At 62.5% G+C, this 17,322-nt stretch carries 13 protein-coding genes; 9 read left to right on the top strand and 4 right to left on the bottom strand.

The features are described from left to right. Positions 1-83: 83 nt before the first annotated feature. From AB7M32_RS17530 to mqo, 6 genes are all read left to right on the top strand, one after another. Positions 84-1,859 carry a PQQ-dependent methanol/ethanol family dehydrogenase gene (locus AB7M32_RS17530; RefSeq protein WP_454250732.1) on the top strand — a complete coding sequence of 592 codons (1,776 nt, stop codon included), beginning with the start codon at positions 84-86 and terminating at the stop codon, positions 1,857-1,859. Between the two features lie 268 nt (positions 1,860-2,127). Further along, on the top strand, positions 2,128-3,648 hold the full coding sequence (gene exaC, locus AB7M32_RS17535; RefSeq protein WP_454250733.1) for an acetaldehyde dehydrogenase ExaC: 1,521 nt from the start codon (positions 2,128-2,130) through the stop codon (positions 3,646-3,648). A 250-nt stretch (positions 3,649-3,898) separates the two neighbouring features. Further along, on the top strand, positions 3,899-3,970 hold the full coding sequence (gene pqqA / locus AB7M32_RS17540; RefSeq protein ID WP_003243383.1) for a pyrroloquinoline quinone precursor peptide PqqA: 72 nt from the start codon (positions 3,899-3,901) through the stop codon (positions 3,968-3,970). Positions 3,971-4,102: 132 nt separating this feature from the next. Next, positions 4,103-5,260, top strand: a complete 1,158-nt coding sequence (gene ercA, locus AB7M32_RS17545; RefSeq protein ID WP_454252155.1) for an alcohol dehydrogenase-like regulatory protein ErcA — start codon at positions 4,103-4,105, stop codon at positions 5,258-5,260. Continuing rightward, the gene (locus AB7M32_RS17550) at positions 5,244-6,635 is read left to right on the top strand and encodes a NahK/ErcS family hybrid sensor histidine kinase/response regulator (RefSeq protein ID WP_454250734.1); all 1,392 of its coding nucleotides are present in this window, start codon (positions 5,244-5,246) and stop codon (positions 6,633-6,635) included. Before ercA ends, AB7M32_RS17550 begins: the two co-directional genes overlap by 17 nt. Before the next feature lie 404 nt (positions 6,636-7,039). After that, positions 7,040-8,683, top strand: a complete 1,644-nt coding sequence (mqo, locus tag AB7M32_RS17555) for a malate dehydrogenase (quinone) (RefSeq protein WP_454250735.1) — start codon at positions 7,040-7,042, stop codon at positions 8,681-8,683. A 117-nt stretch (positions 8,684-8,800) separates the two neighbouring features. Here mqo and AB7M32_RS17560 read toward each other — a convergent pair whose 3' ends face one another. Beyond that, on the bottom strand, positions 8,801-9,268 hold the full coding sequence (locus tag AB7M32_RS17560) for an Rrf2 family transcriptional regulator (RefSeq protein WP_454250736.1): 468 nt from the start codon (positions 9,266-9,268) through the stop codon (positions 8,801-8,803). Between the two features lie 147 nt (positions 9,269-9,415). On the opposite strand from AB7M32_RS17560, the gene AB7M32_RS17565 reads away from it, so the two are divergent. Then, positions 9,416-10,309, top strand: coding sequence for an NAD(P)/FAD-dependent oxidoreductase (locus tag AB7M32_RS17565; RefSeq protein ID WP_454250737.1), 894 nt, complete (start codon positions 9,416-9,418; stop codon positions 10,307-10,309). An 80-nt stretch (positions 10,310-10,389) separates the two neighbouring features. Here the strand turns inward: AB7M32_RS17565 and AB7M32_RS17570 are convergent, their stop codons facing one another. Both AB7M32_RS17570 and AB7M32_RS17575 read right to left on the bottom strand, forming a co-directional pair. Continuing rightward, on the bottom strand, positions 10,390-11,241 hold the full coding sequence (locus AB7M32_RS17570; protein ID WP_072405435.1) for a CAP domain-containing protein: 852 nt from the start codon (positions 11,239-11,241) through the stop codon (positions 10,390-10,392). A gap of 194 nt (positions 11,242-11,435) precedes the next feature. Then, on the bottom strand, positions 11,436-12,209 hold the full coding sequence (locus AB7M32_RS17575; protein ID WP_454250738.1) for an L-iditol 2-dehydrogenase: 774 nt from the start codon (positions 12,207-12,209) through the stop codon (positions 11,436-11,438). Between the two features lie 253 nt (positions 12,210-12,462). Here AB7M32_RS17575 and AB7M32_RS17580 point away from each other — a divergent pair, with 253 nt between their 5' ends. Next, positions 12,463-13,383: a helix-turn-helix domain-containing protein gene (locus AB7M32_RS17580; protein ID WP_454250739.1), complete on the top strand. Its 921-nt coding sequence runs from the start codon at positions 12,463-12,465 to the stop codon at positions 13,381-13,383. A 342-nt stretch (positions 13,384-13,725) separates the two neighbouring features. Here the strand turns inward: AB7M32_RS17580 and AB7M32_RS17585 are convergent, their stop codons facing one another. Further along, positions 13,726-15,501: a sigma 54-interacting transcriptional regulator gene (locus AB7M32_RS17585; RefSeq protein ID WP_454250740.1), complete on the bottom strand. Its 1,776-nt coding sequence runs from the start codon at positions 15,499-15,501 to the stop codon at positions 13,726-13,728. A 284-nt stretch (positions 15,502-15,785) separates the two neighbouring features. On the opposite strand from AB7M32_RS17585, the gene AB7M32_RS17590 reads away from it, so the two are divergent. Continuing rightward, positions 15,786-17,258 (top strand): benzaldehyde dehydrogenase, encoded by a 1,473-nt coding sequence (locus AB7M32_RS17590; RefSeq protein WP_454250741.1) that lies wholly within the window; start codon positions 15,786-15,788, stop codon positions 17,256-17,258. Positions 17,259-17,322 lie beyond the last annotated feature (64 nt).

A 17,322-nucleotide genomic window follows, 5' to 3' on the forward strand; every position in this document is an offset into this window, starting at 1 on the left:
GTTGGCGACGGCCCCGAGGCCAAGAATCTGTGGCAGACCGGGAAAATTTCCCGGGTATAACAATAACCGCAGAGGTAGCCGTCATGAGTCATCCCGCACGCCGCCAACCCTTCGCCGTGAGCCTGCTGCTCAGTGCCATGCTGCTGTCCGGTTCGGCCCTTGCAGCCGTGACCGATCAGGAAATTCTCCAGGACCCGAAAAACCCACAGCAGGTCGTGACCAACGGCCTGGGCGTCCAGGGCCAGCGCTACAGCCCGCTCGATACCCTCAATGTCAATAACGTCAAGGACCTGCGGCCGGTCTGGGCGTTCTCCTTCGGCGGCGAAAAGCAGCGTGGCCAGCAGGCCCAGCCGATGATCAAGGACGGGGTGATGTACCTCACCGGTTCCTATTCGCGGGTGTTCGCGGTGGATGCGCGCACCGGCAAGAAGCTGTGGCAATACGATGCGCGCCTGCCCGATGACATTCGCCCTTGCTGCGACGTGATCAACCGCGGCGTGGCCTTGTATGGGGACCTGGTGTTCTTCGGCACCCTCGACGCCAAGCTGGTGGCCTTGAACAAGGACACTGGCAAGGTGGTGTGGAGCAAGAAGGTGGCCGACCACAAGGAAGGTTATTCCATCAGCGCCGCGCCCATGGTGGTGAACGGCAAGCTGATTACCGGGGTGGCCGGGGGCGAGTTCGGCGTGGTTGGCCAGATCAGCGCCTACGACCCGAAAAATGGCGAACTGTTGTGGACCCGCCCGACCGTGGAAGGCCACATGGGCTACGTCTACAAGGATGGTAAGGCGGTCGAGAACGGTATCTCCGGCGGCGAGGCCGGCAAGACCTGGCCGGGCGATCTATGGAAAACCGGCGGTGCCGCGCCTTGGCTGGGCGGCTACTACGACCCGGAAACCAACCTGCTGCTGTTCGGCACCGGTAACCCGGCGCCCTGGAACTCCCACCTGCGTCCTGGCGACAACCTCTATTCCTCCTCGCGTCTGGCCCTGAACCCGGACGACGGCACCATCAAATGGCACTTCCAGAGCACGCCGCACGACGGCTGGGACTATGACGGCGTCAACGAACTGATCTCGTTCAACTACAAGGAAGGCGGCAAGGACATCAAGGCGGCGGCCACCGCCGACCGTAACGGCTTCTTCTACGTGCTCGACCGCACCAACGGCAAATTCATCCGCGGCTTCCCGTTTGTCGACAAGATCACCTGGGCCACCGGCCTGGACAAGGACGGACGGCCGATCTACAACGAGGCCAGCCGTCCGGGTGCGCCGGGCAGCGAAGCCAAGGGCAGTTCGGTATTCGTGGCGCCGGCCTTCCTTGGCGCGAAAAACTGGATGCCCATGGCCTACAACCAGGACACCGGTCTGTTCTACGTGCCGTCCAACGAATGGGGTATGGACATTTGGAACGAAGGCATCGCCTACAAGAAAGGTGCGGCGTTTCTCGGGGCCGGTTTCACCATCAAGCCGCTGAACGAGGACTACATCGGCGTGCTGCGGGCCATCGACCCCAAGACCGGCAAGGAAGTCTGGCGCCACAAGAACTTCGCGCCGCTGTGGGGCGGGGTCCTGACCACCAAGGGCAACCTGGTGTTCACCGGCACGCCTGAAGGGTTCTTGCAGGCCTTCAACGCCAAGACCGGGGAAAAAGTCTGGGAATTCCAGACCGGCTCCGGCGTGCTTGGCTCGCCCATCACCTGGGAAATGGACGGCGAGCAATATGTCTCCGTGGTTTCCGGCTGGGGCGGCGCGGTGCCGCTGTGGGGTGGCGAAGTGGCCAAGCGTGTGAAGGACTTCAACCAGGGCGGCATGCTCTGGACCTTCAAGTTGCCCAAAGAGCTTGTCGCCAAGCACTGAGCCAACCTTGGCAAATAGCGAACCTGTGGGAGCGAGCTGGCACGTGATAGCGGTCGATCAGCCACCCTCCATGCTGGAGGTGCCGACCTCATCGCGAGCCAGCTCGCTCCCACAAAAAAGCCCGGTTCATCCTCGGATCGCAGCAAAACCTACGACCAAATAACGAGAGTCCCCCCTGCCAACGACGCATTCGTCCGGCCGGCGGGGCTCTCTACCATCGGCCTATCGCCTGTCCCGTGACAGGCATCGACCAGGCAGAGGCCCCATCATGATCTATGCACAACCCGGAACCCCAGGCGCCGTCGTTTCCTTCAAGCCGCGCTATGGCAATTTCATTGGCGGCGAATTCGTCGCACCGGTCAACGGCGAGTACTTCACCAACACGTCCCCAGTCAACGGCGAAGTCATTGCCGAATTCCCTCGCTCCAACGCCGCGGACATCGACAAGGCCCTGGATGCCGCCCATGCCGCCGCCGACGCCTGGGGCAAGACCTCGGTGCAGGACCGTTCCCTGGTGCTGCTGAAAATCGCCGACCGCATCGAGCAGCACCTGGAAGTCCTCGCCGTTGCAGAAACCTGGGACAACGGCAAGGCTGTACGCGAAACCCTCAATGCCGACGTGCCGCTGTCGGCTGACCATTTCCGTTACTTCGCTGGTTGCATCCGCGCCCAAGAAGGTGGGGCTGCGGAGATCAACGAACTGACCACGGCCTATCATTTCCACGAGCCGCTGGGTGTGGTCGGGCAGATCATCCCGTGGAACTTCCCGCTGCTGATGGCTGCCTGGAAACTCGCCCCGGCCCTGGCCGCCGGTAACTGCGTCGTGCTCAAGCCGGCGGAGCAGACACCGCTGTCGATCACTGTGTTCATCGAACTGATCGCCGACCTGCTGCCACCTGGCGTGCTGAATATTGTCCATGGTTTTGGCCGCGAAGCCGGTGAAGCCCTGGCCACCAGCAAGCGCATCGCCAAGATCGCCTTCACCGGTTCCACCCCGATCGGCTCGCACATCATGAAATGCGCCGCCGAGAACATCATCCCGTCCACCGTGGAGTTGGGCGGCAAGTCGCCGAACATCTTCTTCGAAGACATCATGCAGGCTGAGCCCGCCTTCATCGAAAAGGCCGCCGAAGGCCTGGTACTGGCATTCTTCAACCAGGGCGAAGTCTGCACCTGCCCGTCCCGGGCACTGGTGCAGGAGTCGATCTATGCGCCATTCATGGCCGAAGTGATGAAAAAAATCGCCAAGATCAAGCGTGGCAACCCACTGGATACCGAGACCATGGTTGGCGCCCAGGCTTCGCAGCAGCAATACGACAAAATCCTTTCCTACCTGGAAATCGCCCGGGAAGAGGGGGCCGAGTTGCTGACCGGTGGTGCGGCCGAGCACTTGGAAGGTGACTTGTCGAGCGGCTACTACATCCAGCCGACCCTGCTCAAGGGCCACAACAAAATGCGTGTGTTCCAGGAAGAGATCTTCGGCCCGGTGGTGGGTGTGACCACCTTCAAGGACGAAGCCGAAGCCCTGGCGATCGCCAACGACACCGAGTTCGGCCTCGGCGCCGGCCTGTGGACCCGCGACATCAACCGCGCCTACCGCATGGGCCGGGCGATCAAGGCCGGTCGCGTATGGACCAACTGCTACCACCTGTACCCGGCCCATGCCGCGTTCGGTGGCTACAAGAAGTCCGGCGTGGGGCGTGAGACGCACAAGATGATGCTCGATCACTATCAGCAGACCAAGAACCTGCTGGTGAGCTACGACATCAATCCGTTGGGGTTCTTCTAACCCGATAACACAGCGCTACACCCTGTGGGAGCGAGCTTGCTCGCGATAGCGGCCGATCAGTCAACATCAGTGTTGAATGCCCCGACCTCATCGCGAGCAAGCTCGCTCCCACAAGGGTTATGCGATTGCATGCCATCCACCCAATACCAACGCACCCCACCCACCGCTTCGAAAGTAGCATTCGAGCCCCAGGCGTGGCGTGCATTAATGACCTTGCCGGAATGGCCCGGTACAAGAAGAGGAAAGACCCATGTGGACTAAACCCGCGTACACCGACCTGCGTATCGGCTTTGAAGTGACGATGTACTTCGCCAACCGATGAGTGCCGGCCCGGCCTGGGACATTCAGGCCGGGCTACCCATTGGTCTGATTGCATTCACAGCGGGATGCTTTAGGCTCAAGGTATCCCCTGACAATAACAACAGGCTTACCGATGAGCCACGTAACTGAAAAGATGAGCCTCAGCCCGCTGCGCAAGTTCGTTTCTCCTGAAATCATGTTCGGTGCCGGTTGTCGGCACAATGTCGGCAACTACGCCAAGACCTTCGGGGCACGCAAAGTGCTGATCGTCACCGATCCCGGGGTCATCGCCGCCGGTTGGGTGGCCGACGTCGAAGCCAGTCTCCAGGCCCAAGGTATCGATTACTGCATCTACAGCGCGGTCTCGCCCAATCCACGGGTCGAGGAAGTGATGCTCGGGGCCGACCTGTACCGGGAAAACCATTGCGATGTCATCGTCGCGGTGGGCGGTGGCAGCCCGATGGATTGCGGCAAAGGCATCGGCATTGTCGTTGCCCACGGCCGCAATATCCTCGAGTTCGAAGGCGTCGACACCCTGAACGTGCCCAGCCCGCCGCTGATCCTGATACCCACCACGGCGGGGACGTCGGCTGACGTGTCGCAATTCGTGATCATCTCCAACCAGCAAGAACGCATGAAATTCTCCATCGTCAGCAAGGCGGCGGTACCGGACGTGTCGCTGATCGACCCGGAAACCACCCTGAGCATGGACCCGTTCCTGTCCGCCTGTACCGGCATCGATGCGCTGGTGCATGCCATCGAGGCGTTCGTGTCCACCGGTCACGGCCCGTTGACCGACCCCCATGCCCTGGAAGCCATGCGCCTGATCAATGGCAACCTGGTGCAGATGATCGCCAATCCGGCGGACATCGCCCTGCGGGAAAAAATCATGCTGGGCAGCATGCAGGCCGGGCTCGCGTTCTCCAACGCGATCCTCGGGGCCGTGCACGCGATGTCCCACAGCCTGGGCGGGTTCCTCGATTTGCCCCATGGCCTGTGCAACGCGGTACTGGTGGAGCACGTGGTGGCGTTCAACTACAACTCGGCACCGGAGCGTTTCAAGGTGATTGCCGAGACCCTGGGCATCGATTGCCGGGGGCTCAATCACCGGGAGATCCGCACCCGGCTGGTGGAACACCTGATTGCCCTCAAGCACACCATCGGTTTCCACGAGACCTTGGGCCTGCACGGCGTGAGCAGCTCGGACATCCCGTTCCTGTCGCAACATGCGATGCACGACCCGTGCATCCTCACCAATCCTCGGGAGTCGAGCCAGCGGGATGTCGAGGTCGTCTATGGCGAAGCCCTCTGACGAGCTGCAAAAAGCCTTGGAGGGACTGTTGGGGCTGGGCAATCACTCGACGCGCAAGAGTCATTATCCGGAACTGACGGCGCGCCTCGATGAGTTGGAACAGGCCCGGCAACACCTGCAACAGCTCAACGACCAACTGGAGCAGCGGGTGGCCGAGCGCACCGATGCGCTGTTGGAGGCCAACCACAACCTGCAGCAGCAGATTGCCCAGCGCGAACGGGTAGAGCAGCAATTGCGCGATGCCCGGGACGTCGCCCAGGCCGCCAACCGCAGCAAGGACAAATACCTGGCCGCCGCCAGCCATGACCTGTTGCAGCCACTCAACGCGGCTCGCTTGCTGATCTCTACGTTGCGTGAACGCGAACTGCCTGCCGCCGAGCACGTGCTGGTCGAACGCACTCACCAGGCGCTCGAAGGCGCCGAAGACCTGCTCACCGACCTGCTGGACATTTCCAGGCTGGATCAGGCCGCCGTCAAACCCGACCTGGCGCCATATCGGCTGGATGAGTTGCTGGGGCCGCTGGTGTCGGAGTTTCAATCGGTGGCCGGTGCCGCCGGGTTGGAGCTGCGAGTGCGGTTTGGCGACGAAGCGGTACTGACCGACCTGCGATTGATCAGCCGTATCCTGCGCAACCTGCTGAGCAACGCCTGCCGCTACACCGACCGGGGCGGCATTCTCCTGGCGGCCCGGCGCCGGGGAGGGCGCTTGAGCCTGGAAGTCTGGGACACGGGGCGGGGGATCGCCGCCGATTGCCTGGAATCGATTTTCCTCGAATTCAACCAACTGGACGTCGGCCGGGCGGCGGATCGCAAAGGCGTGGGCCTGGGATTGGCGATCGTCGAACGCATCGCCCATATCCTCGGCTACCGGGTGCAGGTGCGTTCGCGGCCGGGACGGGGCTCGGTATTCAGTATCGAGGTGCCGCTGTCCAGTGAAAAACCACTGCCCGTGGCGCTGGCCCCGGTACAGGCGGTCGCCGGCAACCCGCTGCCGGGGCGGCGCTTGTTGGTGATCGACAATGAGCTGAGCATCCTGCAAAGCATGGCCGCGCTGTTGGGGCAATGGGGCTGCGACGTGTTGACCGCCACTGACGAGGCGGGCGCCCTTGATGTGCTGCAAGGCCGGGCGCCGGAGCTGATCCTGGCGGATTTCCACCTGGATCATGGGGTCGTGGGTTGCGAAGTGGTCAAGCACCTGCGCGAGCATTTCCACCAGACGATTCCGGCAGTGATCATCACCGCCGACCGCAGCGACCAGTGCCGCCGCGCCTTGCGCAAGCTGGATGCACCGCTACTCAACAAACCGGTCAAGCCTGGCAAGTTGCGGGCGGTGTTGAGTCAGATGCTTGGGGAGCGATCTCCATCGGCCTCCTGAAATATCTCTGAACAGCCAGGTGGCTGTGGCTCCGTTGCCGGTTAAACGTCAGGCGGAGCCATCAAAATGCCCTTGTTTACCCAGTGTTTTTGTCAGGAATGTAAAAAAGGGGCTTCGGTCTAGTTATTTCATTATGTAAACTCCCCCCGCTGCGACAATCGGGCACGGCCAAGCCAGGCCCGATGACGACCGTTTTGCAGTGTCCCTCACCCAGCTGAAGCCAAGACCTACAAGAAGTCAGCGCCGGAGAGACATAAATGTGAGGCCGACGTATTGCTCGGCCCTGTAGGTCCATCCTCCGGTTTTTCTCGATAACCACCGTGCTGGCGTCGCTGGCCATGGGCGTGGTTTATCCTTGAATAGAACCGGAGGGCGGAATGGCGTTCCATCCTAGGGATACACACATGTTGAAGAAAACACACACGGCGCTACTGGGCCTGGCGATGGCGATGGGTCTTGCGACCACGCACGCCGCCGAGGCAAAAAAAGTGGATGTCTTGCTCATTGGTGGGGGCATTATGAGCTCGACACTCGGCGTCTGGCTCAACGAGCTGGAGCCGGGCTGGACCATGGAAATGGTCGAGCGCCTGGACGGTGTTGCCGAAGAGAGCTCCAACGGCTGGAACAACGCCGGTACCGGCCACTCCGCGCTGGCCGAGCTGAACTACACGCCGGAAGACAAGAACGGCAAGGTCGATATCTCCAAGGCCATCGAAATCAACGAGGCCTTCCAGATCTCCCGTCAGTTCTGGTCCTGGCAGGTCAAGAACGGTGTGCTGAAGAACCCGCGCTCGTTCATCAACTCCACGCCACACATGAGCTTTTTGTGGGGCGACGAGAACATCGCGTTCCTGAAGAAGCGCTACGAAGCCCTCCAGGCCAGCCCGCTGTTCGCCGGCATGCAGTATTCCGAAGATCGCGAGCAGATCAGCAAGTGGGTTCCGCTGATGATGCAAGGGCGTGATCCGAGCCAGAAAGTCGCGGCCACCTGGAGTCCCCTGGGTACTGACGTGAACTTCGGCGAAATCACCCGTCAATTCGCGGCTTACCTGCAAACCAAGCCGAACTTCTCCCTTAAGCTGTCCAGCGAAGTGGAAGAGATCACCCGCAACGAAGACGGCACCTGGCGCGTTTCGTACAAGAACCTGAAAGACGGTACCGAAACCGAGACCGACGCCAAGTTCGTGTTCATCGGCGCCGGTGGCGGTGCGTTGCACCTGCTGCAGAAGTCCGACATCCCGGAAGCCCGTGAATACGCAGGTTTCCCGGTGGGTGGTTCGTTCCTGGTCACCGAAAACCCGACCGTTGCCCAGCTGCACTTGGCGAAGGCGTATGGCAAGGCTTCGGTGGGCGCACCGCCGATGTCGGTTCCACACCTGGACACCCGTGTGCTCGATGGCAAGCGCGTGATCCTGTTTGGCCCGTTCGCAACGTTCTCCACCAAGTTCCTGAAGAACGGCTCGTACTTCGACCTGCTGACCAGCACCACCACCCACAACATGTGGCCGATGACCAAGGTCGGTATCGAACAGTATCCACTGGTCGAATACCTGGCCGGCCAGCTGATGCTGTCGGATGAAGATCGTTTCAACGCCCTGAAAGAATACTTCCCGGAAGCCAAGCAGGAAGACTGGCGCCTGTGGCAGGCCGGCCAGCGCGTGCAGATCATCAAGCGTGACGAAGAGAAGGGCGGCGTCCTGAAACTCGGCACCGAAGTGGTTGCCTCCCAGGACGGCAGCATCGCCGGCCTGCTGGGTGCTTCGCCTGGCGCCTCGACCGCTGCACCGATCATGCTGACTGTGCTTGAGAAGGTCTTCAAGGACAAGGTCGCCAGCCCGGCCTGGCAGGAAAAACTGCGTCAGATCGTGCCGAGCTACGGCACCAAGCTCAACGATAGCCCTGAGCGCGTAGCCCAGGAATGGGCCTACACCAGCGAGGTCCTGCAACTGGACCCGCCACCAGCCATCGGCAAGCCAGGTGCTCCTGCGGCACCGGCCAAGCCGGCTGAGGCCCGTGAAGCCAACCCAGCGGCTGACATGGCGCTGTAAGCCGGACACTGTCTGGTGAGGCAAAAAAACGCCGCTCATTTTGAGCGGCGTTTTTTTTGGGGCTCGGTTAACCCTGTGGGAGCGAGCTTGCTCGCGATAACGGTACACCCACCAATATCAATGCCCCATCTGCGAAAGGTTAGCCCCGTCCTCTGCGCAAACCTGTCGAAACCGCACATCAAAATCCTCCGCCAACTGCGCCAGGGTCACCCCGCCCAAACGCTCGAGCAGCAACGCCTGGGCCTCATCGAACGCATCCGTCAACGCCGCATTCACCGCTTGCTCCACCAGGCATTGCGGATGATCGGTGGACAGGCCGATGGCGAAGATCGACGTGCTGCCCAAGGCCTGGTGGATATCGAGCAACGTCATCTCCGACAGCGGCTTGCTCAAGGTCCAGCCGCCGCGATGGCCTTTTTCCGACGTGACATAGCCTTTTTCCTTGAGCAAGGCCATGGTCCGACGCACCACCACCGGGTTGGTGCCGAGCATCTGCGCAATGGTATCGGAGGTGGCGGATTGCTGGTGGCGGTCCATGTGGATCAGCACATGCAGCATGCGGGACAGGCGGGTGTCGGTTCTCATGGTCGTTGCGGTATTCCGTGGCGGAGGCGGGTGTGAGTATCACCTGTAATTGCAAAAGTTACGAGATCGTTGACAGGCGCTTTTCAAGGAACTTACGATGTGTCGTGACTTTGCCGCACCCGTCGAAACCTTTCTTGGAGAATGATCATGCGCCATGACGTCATCATCGTAGGCGGCAGCTACGCCGGTATGTCCGCAGCCCTGCAACTGGCGCGTGCCCGGCGCAAGGTATTGGTGATCGATGCCGGCCAGCGTCGCAATCGCTTCGCTGCCAGCTCCCATGGTTTTCTCGGCCAGGATGGGCGGGCTCCCGGGGACATCGCCGAGGATGCGCGCCGCCAACTGATGGCCTATCCGACCGTGGAATGGGTATCGGACACCGCGATCAGCGCCAGCCGGATGGCGGACGGCTTTACCCTGGCAACGAGCGACGGGCAGCGCTTCGATGCCCGCCGGCTGCTGTTGGCCACCGGTGTGATCGATGAGCTGCCCGACGTGGAAGGGCTGGCGCAGCGCTGGGGCAAAAGCGTGTTTCATTGTCCGTATTGCCATGGCTACGAGCTGGAGCAAGGGCCGATCGGCGTGCTGGCGACCTCGGAAATGTCCTTGCACCATGCGCTGATGCTTCCGGACTGGGGCCCGACCACGTTCTTCACCCGCGGCGTGTTCGAGCCCGACCCTGAGCAGCGCGCCAGCCTGGAACGACGCGGGGTCACGGTGGTGCCCGAGCACGTGGAGCGCATCGAAGGCGACCGGGCCGACGTGGTGCTGGCCGATGGTCGAGTGGTGAGCATCGATGGCCTGTTTGTCCTGCCTCGCACCCGCGTCGCCAGTCCGTTGGCTGAATCCCTGGGTTGTAAGTTCGAGGACGGGCCGATGGGGGCCTTCATCCAGAGCGACATGACCCGGGAAACCAGCGTGCCAGGGGTGTTCGCCTGTGGCGACGCGGCCATGCCCTTCGGTTCGGTGGCGCTGTCGGTGGGAGACGGGGTGAGGGCGGGCTCAGGCGTGCATCGGTCGTTGATCTTCGGGGGGCATTGAATCGCGAGCAGGCTCGTTCCCCTATTGAGGCAGTGAGCCCTGTGGGAGCGAGCTTGCTCGCGATGGCGCCGGTGCCGGTACTACTGGGTGCCAAACATCGCCGTCCAATAAATCCCCGCATCGCTTTTCGGATCGGTCGCATACCCGGCGCCCAATTCGCGGAACTGCGGGTTCATCAGGTTGGCGCAGTGTCCCGGACTGGCCAGCCAGCCGTCCACGACCTTGAGCGCGGTGTCTTGTCCGGCGGCGATGTTCTCGCCGATCAATTGGCCCAGATAGCCCGCCAGTTCGGCGCGGTCGCCTGGCGTGCGGTTGTCGCGGTCCTTGTGGTCGAAGAAATTGTTGTTGGCCATGGCCCGGGTATGAGTGACGGCTGCCAGGGCCAAGGTGGCGTTCCAGGCCAGCGGCGTGGTGGCGGCGAAGGCTTCGGTGCCGCAGCGACGTGGTTGGGCGCGGGCGCTGTTGATCAGCTTCAGCAGTTTCTGGCCTTCGGCTTGCCAATCACCCAGGCGCGCCGACAACAACGGGCGCGCCAGCACGATGCGCCATTCGCGATCCAGGCGGCTGACGCCGATGTCGACGAACTGCGGGTCGAGCACCACCTGGCAGAAGCTTTCCTGCACTGCTTTCATGGCCGATTGCGCATCGCGCGGCCCGGACAGGCTGATGGCTTGTACGTTGACCATGGGATAGGCCGCCCGCGCCAGCGCCTGTTGCAGGTCGCCGATGCCACTGGCCGACAGGATCAGCCGGGAGTCCATGGCCAGCGGCGGCAACTCCAACGAGGCCTGGCCGGCACAGCTTTGGGATTGGCTGCGATAAAGGTTGATGGACTCGACCAGTTGCGTCTCTTCGGTGGCCGTGGCGCTGGTAGCGAAGACCAGGCCCAGCGACAGCACGACAAGACCCATGACGGATGAAATGGCACGCATGTAAATCTCCCTTGAGCGGACGGCGCCTATGATGCGCAATTTTTGCCCCGCTGGGGCAACGGTATTCACGCTCTCTTGAAATCCCTTGGAACGGCACCGTTGGGTACCGTTCGGGACAATCCTCAAGTAGTGGGATCAATTTTCAAGCGAATAGGTCCATTTCCGTCGTTTCAAGGCCATAAAAACCCGGATTATTAGCTCATCCAGTTACCGCCATCGACGTTGTACGTCTGCGCCACCACGTATTCGCTCTCCGCCGAGGCCAGGAAAATCGCCATTCCGGTGAGGTCCTGCGCAGTGCCCATCCGGCCATAGGGCACCTGCTGCCCGACTTGGCGCTTCTTTTCTCCCTGCGGCAGGTTTTCGTGGCGGGCGAACAACGCGTCCACGCCATCCCAATGCTCACCGTCCACTACGCCGGGGGCGATGGCGTTGACGTTGATCCGATGCTTGATCAGATCCAGCCCGGCGGACTGGGTCAGGCTGATCACCGCCGCCTTGGTGGCGCAATAGACCGCCACCAGGGCCTCGCCACGCCGGCCGGCCTGGCTGGCCATGTTGATGATCCGCCCGCCGTGGCCCTGGCGGATCATCTGCCGCGCAGCCGCCTGCAGCGTGAACAGCGTGCCGGCGACGTTGATGGAAAAAAGCCGCTCGTAGCTTTGGCGGGTGATGTCCACGATGGGCGCCAGGTCGAACAGCGCGGCGTTGTTGATCAGGATATCCAGCTTGCCCGCCCGGGCCACCACGGCCGCGATGGCCTGGTCGATGGAAGCTTGATCGGTCACGTTCATTTTGACCGCGTAGGCGCTGTCGCCCAATTCGGCGGCGGTGGCCTGGGCGCGCTCAAGGTCGATATCGGCAATCGCCACCGTGGCGCCTTCATCGATGTAGGCCTGGGCAAACGCCCTGCCGATACCCCGGGCGGCGCCGGTCACCAGGGCACTTTTTCCTTCCAGTCGTTTCATGGGGCTTGGTCCTTGCTGCAATGGCATCAGAGGCTAATCAGCGTCGCACTCACCAAATGGCGATGACAGGCCGATTACAGCAGTGCCGTGGGAAACCGACAAACCCGCGAAGGATGGTGAAGTGGTACTTTTTTAACCTGTGCCGGTGTCTCCAGTCCGGGTTAAAAAAGTATCGGTGGGCGGGCGGGCCGAGGCTGGCGAAGCGCTGCGCACTCGGCGTAAGGTGCCCGCTATAACGATAAAGAGGCGCGACATGCCTGATCACAGAACGCCCCTGTTCGAGCAGCGACCGGCCGAACTGGAAGTCATCCTGCCCGAGCCCGAACACAGTTTTCGCTGGTACGAGCACGACTACCCGTACCCGCTGGCGCGCTGGAACCATCACCCTGAATTCGAAATCCACCTGATCCGCCAGGGCAGCGGCAAACTGTTGGCGGGCGATTACATTGGCCCGTTTGGCCCGGGCCATGTGGCAATGATCGGTCCGGACTTGCCCCACGATTGGATGGGCGACCTGGCACCGGAAGAGCACTTGGCCGGGCGCGATGTGGTGTTGCAATTCGACGGCGCCACGTTGCTGGCCTTGCGTCGCACCTTGCCTGAACTGGGGGACCTGCAGGGGCTGTTCGAACGCGCCCGCCGTGGCCTGGCCTTCAGTGGCAATACGGCGCAGCAGGCCGCGCACCTGCTGGAAGCCATCGGCCCGGCCCAGGGGCTGGCGCGATTGACGCGGTTCCTGGAACTGCTCCACACCCTCAATCAAGCTCCCGGCGACGAGGCCCTGAGCCTGGCGAGCCCTTGCTATGCGCCGACCCTGGATGCGCGCAGTTCCGAGCGTATCCATAAAGCCTTCGAGTATCTGCAAGCCGAACTCACCGGCGACCTGCGCCTGTCGGTGATCGCCCGCCAATTGGACATGAGCGAGCCGGGCTTCTCGCGGTTCTTCAAGCGCATCACCGGGCACGGTTTCATCGACTTGATGCGCAAGCTGCGGGTCCAGCGCGCCTGCCGCTTGCTGTTGCAGAGTGAGATGCCGGTGACCGACATCTGTTTTGAAGTGGGCTATAACAACCTGTCCAACTTCAACCGGCATTTCCGCATCGAGATGAACCAGACCCCCAGCGAGTATCGACGGGGCGCTTTTGCCCTGTTTGACGGAGCCGCCACCCGGTAACCCCTGTGGGAGCCGCGCTTGCTCGCGATGACGACGGCACATTCAACTTCAATGCAGCCGACCCACCGCCATCGCGAGCAAGCTCGCTCCCACAGGGGGATTAACGGTGGACGCGGGTGCAAGGAACACCCGGATTCATTGTGGGAGCCGAGCTTGCTCGCGATGACGTCAATACTTCCAATATCAATGCCAACTGGCCCACCGCCATCGCGAGCAAGCTCGCTCCCACAGGTAATGTTGTTCACTTAAGGCCGGCGATAGACCCGTGGCGAGGGAGCTTGCTCCCGCTGGGTCGCGAAGCGGCCCCAGACCTACCTTTGCAGCATCTCCCCGGTTCGGTGTTTAGCCTGGGGCACCTTTTTGATGCTTCTTCAATCGATACGCGAACTGCGCCCGGCTCAGCCCCAACGAACGTGCGGCCGCCGCAAAGTTGCCGTTGCTCAGTTGCAGGGCTTCGTTGATCAGGCGTGATTCCAGGCCGTCAATGGAGAAGTCCGCGTCCAGTTGGCTGAGGGACTGGAGCAGCGCCGGTTTTTCCCCGGCATCGTGGGCGGCCAGGCCCATCGGCGAGAGGCCGCCGAGATGGTCCACCGAGTAGGCGTCCACCGGCAATTGCTCATTGCGAAACAGGTGGACCAGGTCAATGGCCTGGCCTTCTTCGCTGGCGATCAGGCCCCGTTCGATGAGGTTCTGCAATTCCCGCACGTTGCCCGGAAAGTCATAGCGCAACAGCACCTTCAAGGCGCGCATGGTCAGGCCCATCGGCGTGCGGCCGTATTCCTGGCAAAAGCGCGTGAGAAAGGCGTTGATCAGCAACGGTATGTCATCGCGGCGCTCGCGCAAGGGTGGCAGGGCGATGGGGTAGACGTTGAGCCGGTAGAACAGGTCTTCACGGAATGCGCCGTCCGCCACGGCCTTGCGCAGGTCGATGTTGGTGGCCGCCACGACCCGTACGTCGACCTTGATGCCGTGGCCACCGCCGACCCGTTCGACTTCCCGCTCCTGCAAGGCACGCAGCAACTTGCTTTGCCCGGCCAGGCTCAGGCAGGTGATTTCATCCAGGAATAGCGTGCCGCCGTGGGCGCGCTCGAAACGACCGGGGCGTGAATGAGTGGCGCCGGTGTAGGCTCCGCGCTCGACGCCGAACAGTTCAGCCTCGATCAGGTTGTCGGGGATGGCCGCGCAATTGAGGGCGATGAACGGCCCCTCACGTCGGCGACTCAGTTGGTGCAATTGGCGGGCGAACATCTCCTTGCCCACGCCGGATTCGCCGCTGACCAGCACGGTGGCAGGGGTCAAGGCCACCCGTTGCAAAGCCTGGGTCGCGGCGTTGAAGGCGGCGCTGGCACCGATCAGTGGCTGTTCGCTGTCCGGCAACGGGACGGTTCCGGCCACGCTGTCGGATGGCGTGTCGGCGCGGGCGACGACGGTCGGCGGTGAGGCGTTGAGGTAATTCAGGTCCTGCTCGATGTCACCCCATTGCTCAGCGGTCTTGCCGACCACTCGGCAGCGTTCGTGGCCCATGCCCCGGCATTCCACTTCGCGAAAGACCACCAGTTGCCCGAACAGCCCGCTGACGAAACCGATGGCGTAGCCCAGTTCGGTCCAGCACACCGGATCCTGCCCGGTGCCATAGGCGGCGACATGTTCGTCGGCCTCGCAGGAGTGATGCCAGAGAAACTCCCCCTCATAGAACCCCGAATCGGCGTCGAACTTGAAATGCAGCGGCTCGACCTTGGTCATGCCTTCGAGTGTATGCAGATGCGTGCCGGCGCGAAACACCGCCGCGGCGTCGGCGTGGGGCCAGCGTTCGCGAATCAGCCGGGCGTCGCGGGCGCCGGAGGAATAACCGGTGCGGGTGAGCATGCCTCGAGCCTGCTCCAACCCCTGGCGCTCGATGATTTCCCGGCGCAACGCACCGAAGGAGGAACTGTGCAACAGCAGCATGCGCTGGTCGTTGAGCCAGATGCGGCCATCGTCGGGGGAGAAAAACAGGCATGCGGTGAGTTCTGCCGGCGTGGGCGAACTGCTGTCGCTCAACTCGTTGCTATCACCCCGTGGATGGAAATGTTCGGTGGCGATCCGGTGATCCGGCAACTGGCAGTGGGGATTATTCATTGTTATGCCCCTGATGACGGGGTGATCGAAATGATCACCTAGCGAGATAGTTATTAAGCATAACTTTATCAAATGAACAAGCGGCCGCTGGCCAACGGCCAGGTCTGCGGAGGTGCCCTGTGTGTCATGCCTGGCGAAGAACCTTGATCCAGAGCCTTGCACCAGGTTTATCAAGGCCCGCGGGCAAAATCGGCACAGCGCTTGCTCAAGCACTTGCACGGCGTTTGCGTCGATACCTTCCAGGTGCGGCAAACAATGACAACAACAAAGAGCCGGAGTGTTAAATGTCTGCACCCAAAAGCCACCTGCTGTCCCAGGTGATCGAATCGGAATGTGTCTTCAACGGTGACTGGGTACCTGCCTCGGGCCCGCTGCAATCGATCATCGAACCGGCCACCGGTGAACGGCTCATGCGCTGTGCCATGGCCGACACCGCCGACATTGCCAAGGCCAGTCGCGACGCCGCCCTGGCGCAGCCGGCGTGGGCGGCGCTGGGCCCGCGGCAACGGGCGGCGATTTTCCGCAAGGCCGCCGACGTGGCTGAGCAGTCCTTCGACGAACTGGCGCTGTACGTGGCCCGGGAGACCGGTGCCGCGCTGTTCAAGGGCCAGCATGAAGTGCGCGAAGCCATTGTGCTGCTGCATCAGGCCGCCGGCCTGCTGTCCCAGGCCCATGGGGTGGTCCTGCCCAGCGAGGCAGGGCGCCTGTCCTATGCGCGGCGCCAGCCCCATGGCGTGGTCGGGGTGATTTCGCCCTTCAACTTTCCCCTGGTACTGTCCATGCGCTCCGTCGCGCCGGCCCTGGCGGCGGGCAACGCGGTGGTGCTCAAGCCGGATCCGCAGACCCCGGTGAGTGGCGGTTTCCTCATCGCCCGGCTGTTCGAAGTGGCAGGCCTGCCCAAGGGCTTGTTGCAAGTGTTGCCTGGCGCGGCGGATGCCGGGGAGGCGCTGTGCCGCGACCCTAATGTGCGGATGATCGCCTTTACCGGGTCCACCGGTGCCGGTCGCAAGGTCGCTGAAGTGGCCGGGCGCAACCTGAAGAAGGTCGCCCTGGAGTTGGGCGGCAAGAACCCACTGATCATTCTCGAAGACGCCGATCTCGACCTCGCGGCCCGGAACGCGGCCTGGGGTGCCTGGTTGCACCAAGGGCAGATCTGCATGGCCACCGGGCTGATCCTCGCCCATGAATCCATCGCCGCCGAGCTGACCCGCAAACTGGTGGAAAAGGCCCAGGCCATGACCCTCGGCAACGCCGCCCGGGGAGAAGCCGCCATGGGGCCACTGATCAATCAACGGCAGTTGCAACGGGTGCACGACATCGTCAGCGACACCTTGCTCGCCGGGGCTCGACTGGAGGCCGGCGGCGATCACGATCGGCTGTTCTACCAGGCCACGGTGCTCAGCGGTGTGAAGCCGGGCATGCGCGCCTTCGACGAGGAGGTCTTCGGGCCAGTGGCAACGGTGGTCAGCTTCGCCACCGATGACGAAGCCATCGAGTTGGCCAATCGCACCGAGTACGGTTTGGCGGCGGCGATCATTTCACCGTCCGTGGGCCGGGCCATGGCCATCGGTGAGCGGTTGCAGTGCGGCATGTTGCACATCAATGACCAGACCGTCGCCGATGAGTGCGTCAACCCGTTCGGCGGGCGCGGCGCCTCGGGCAATGGCGGCAGCGTCGGTGGCCCGGCGGATTGGGACGAATACACCCAATGGCAGTGGGTGACGGTCAAGGATACCGCGCCGATCTACCCGTTCTGACAGGCCGGTCTTTACCGGGCCCGATGAGCGAGGGCCCTGCGAGTACACAAAAATAATAAGAGGA

Source organism: Pseudomonas sp. R151218B TE3479 (assembly GCF_053629195.1).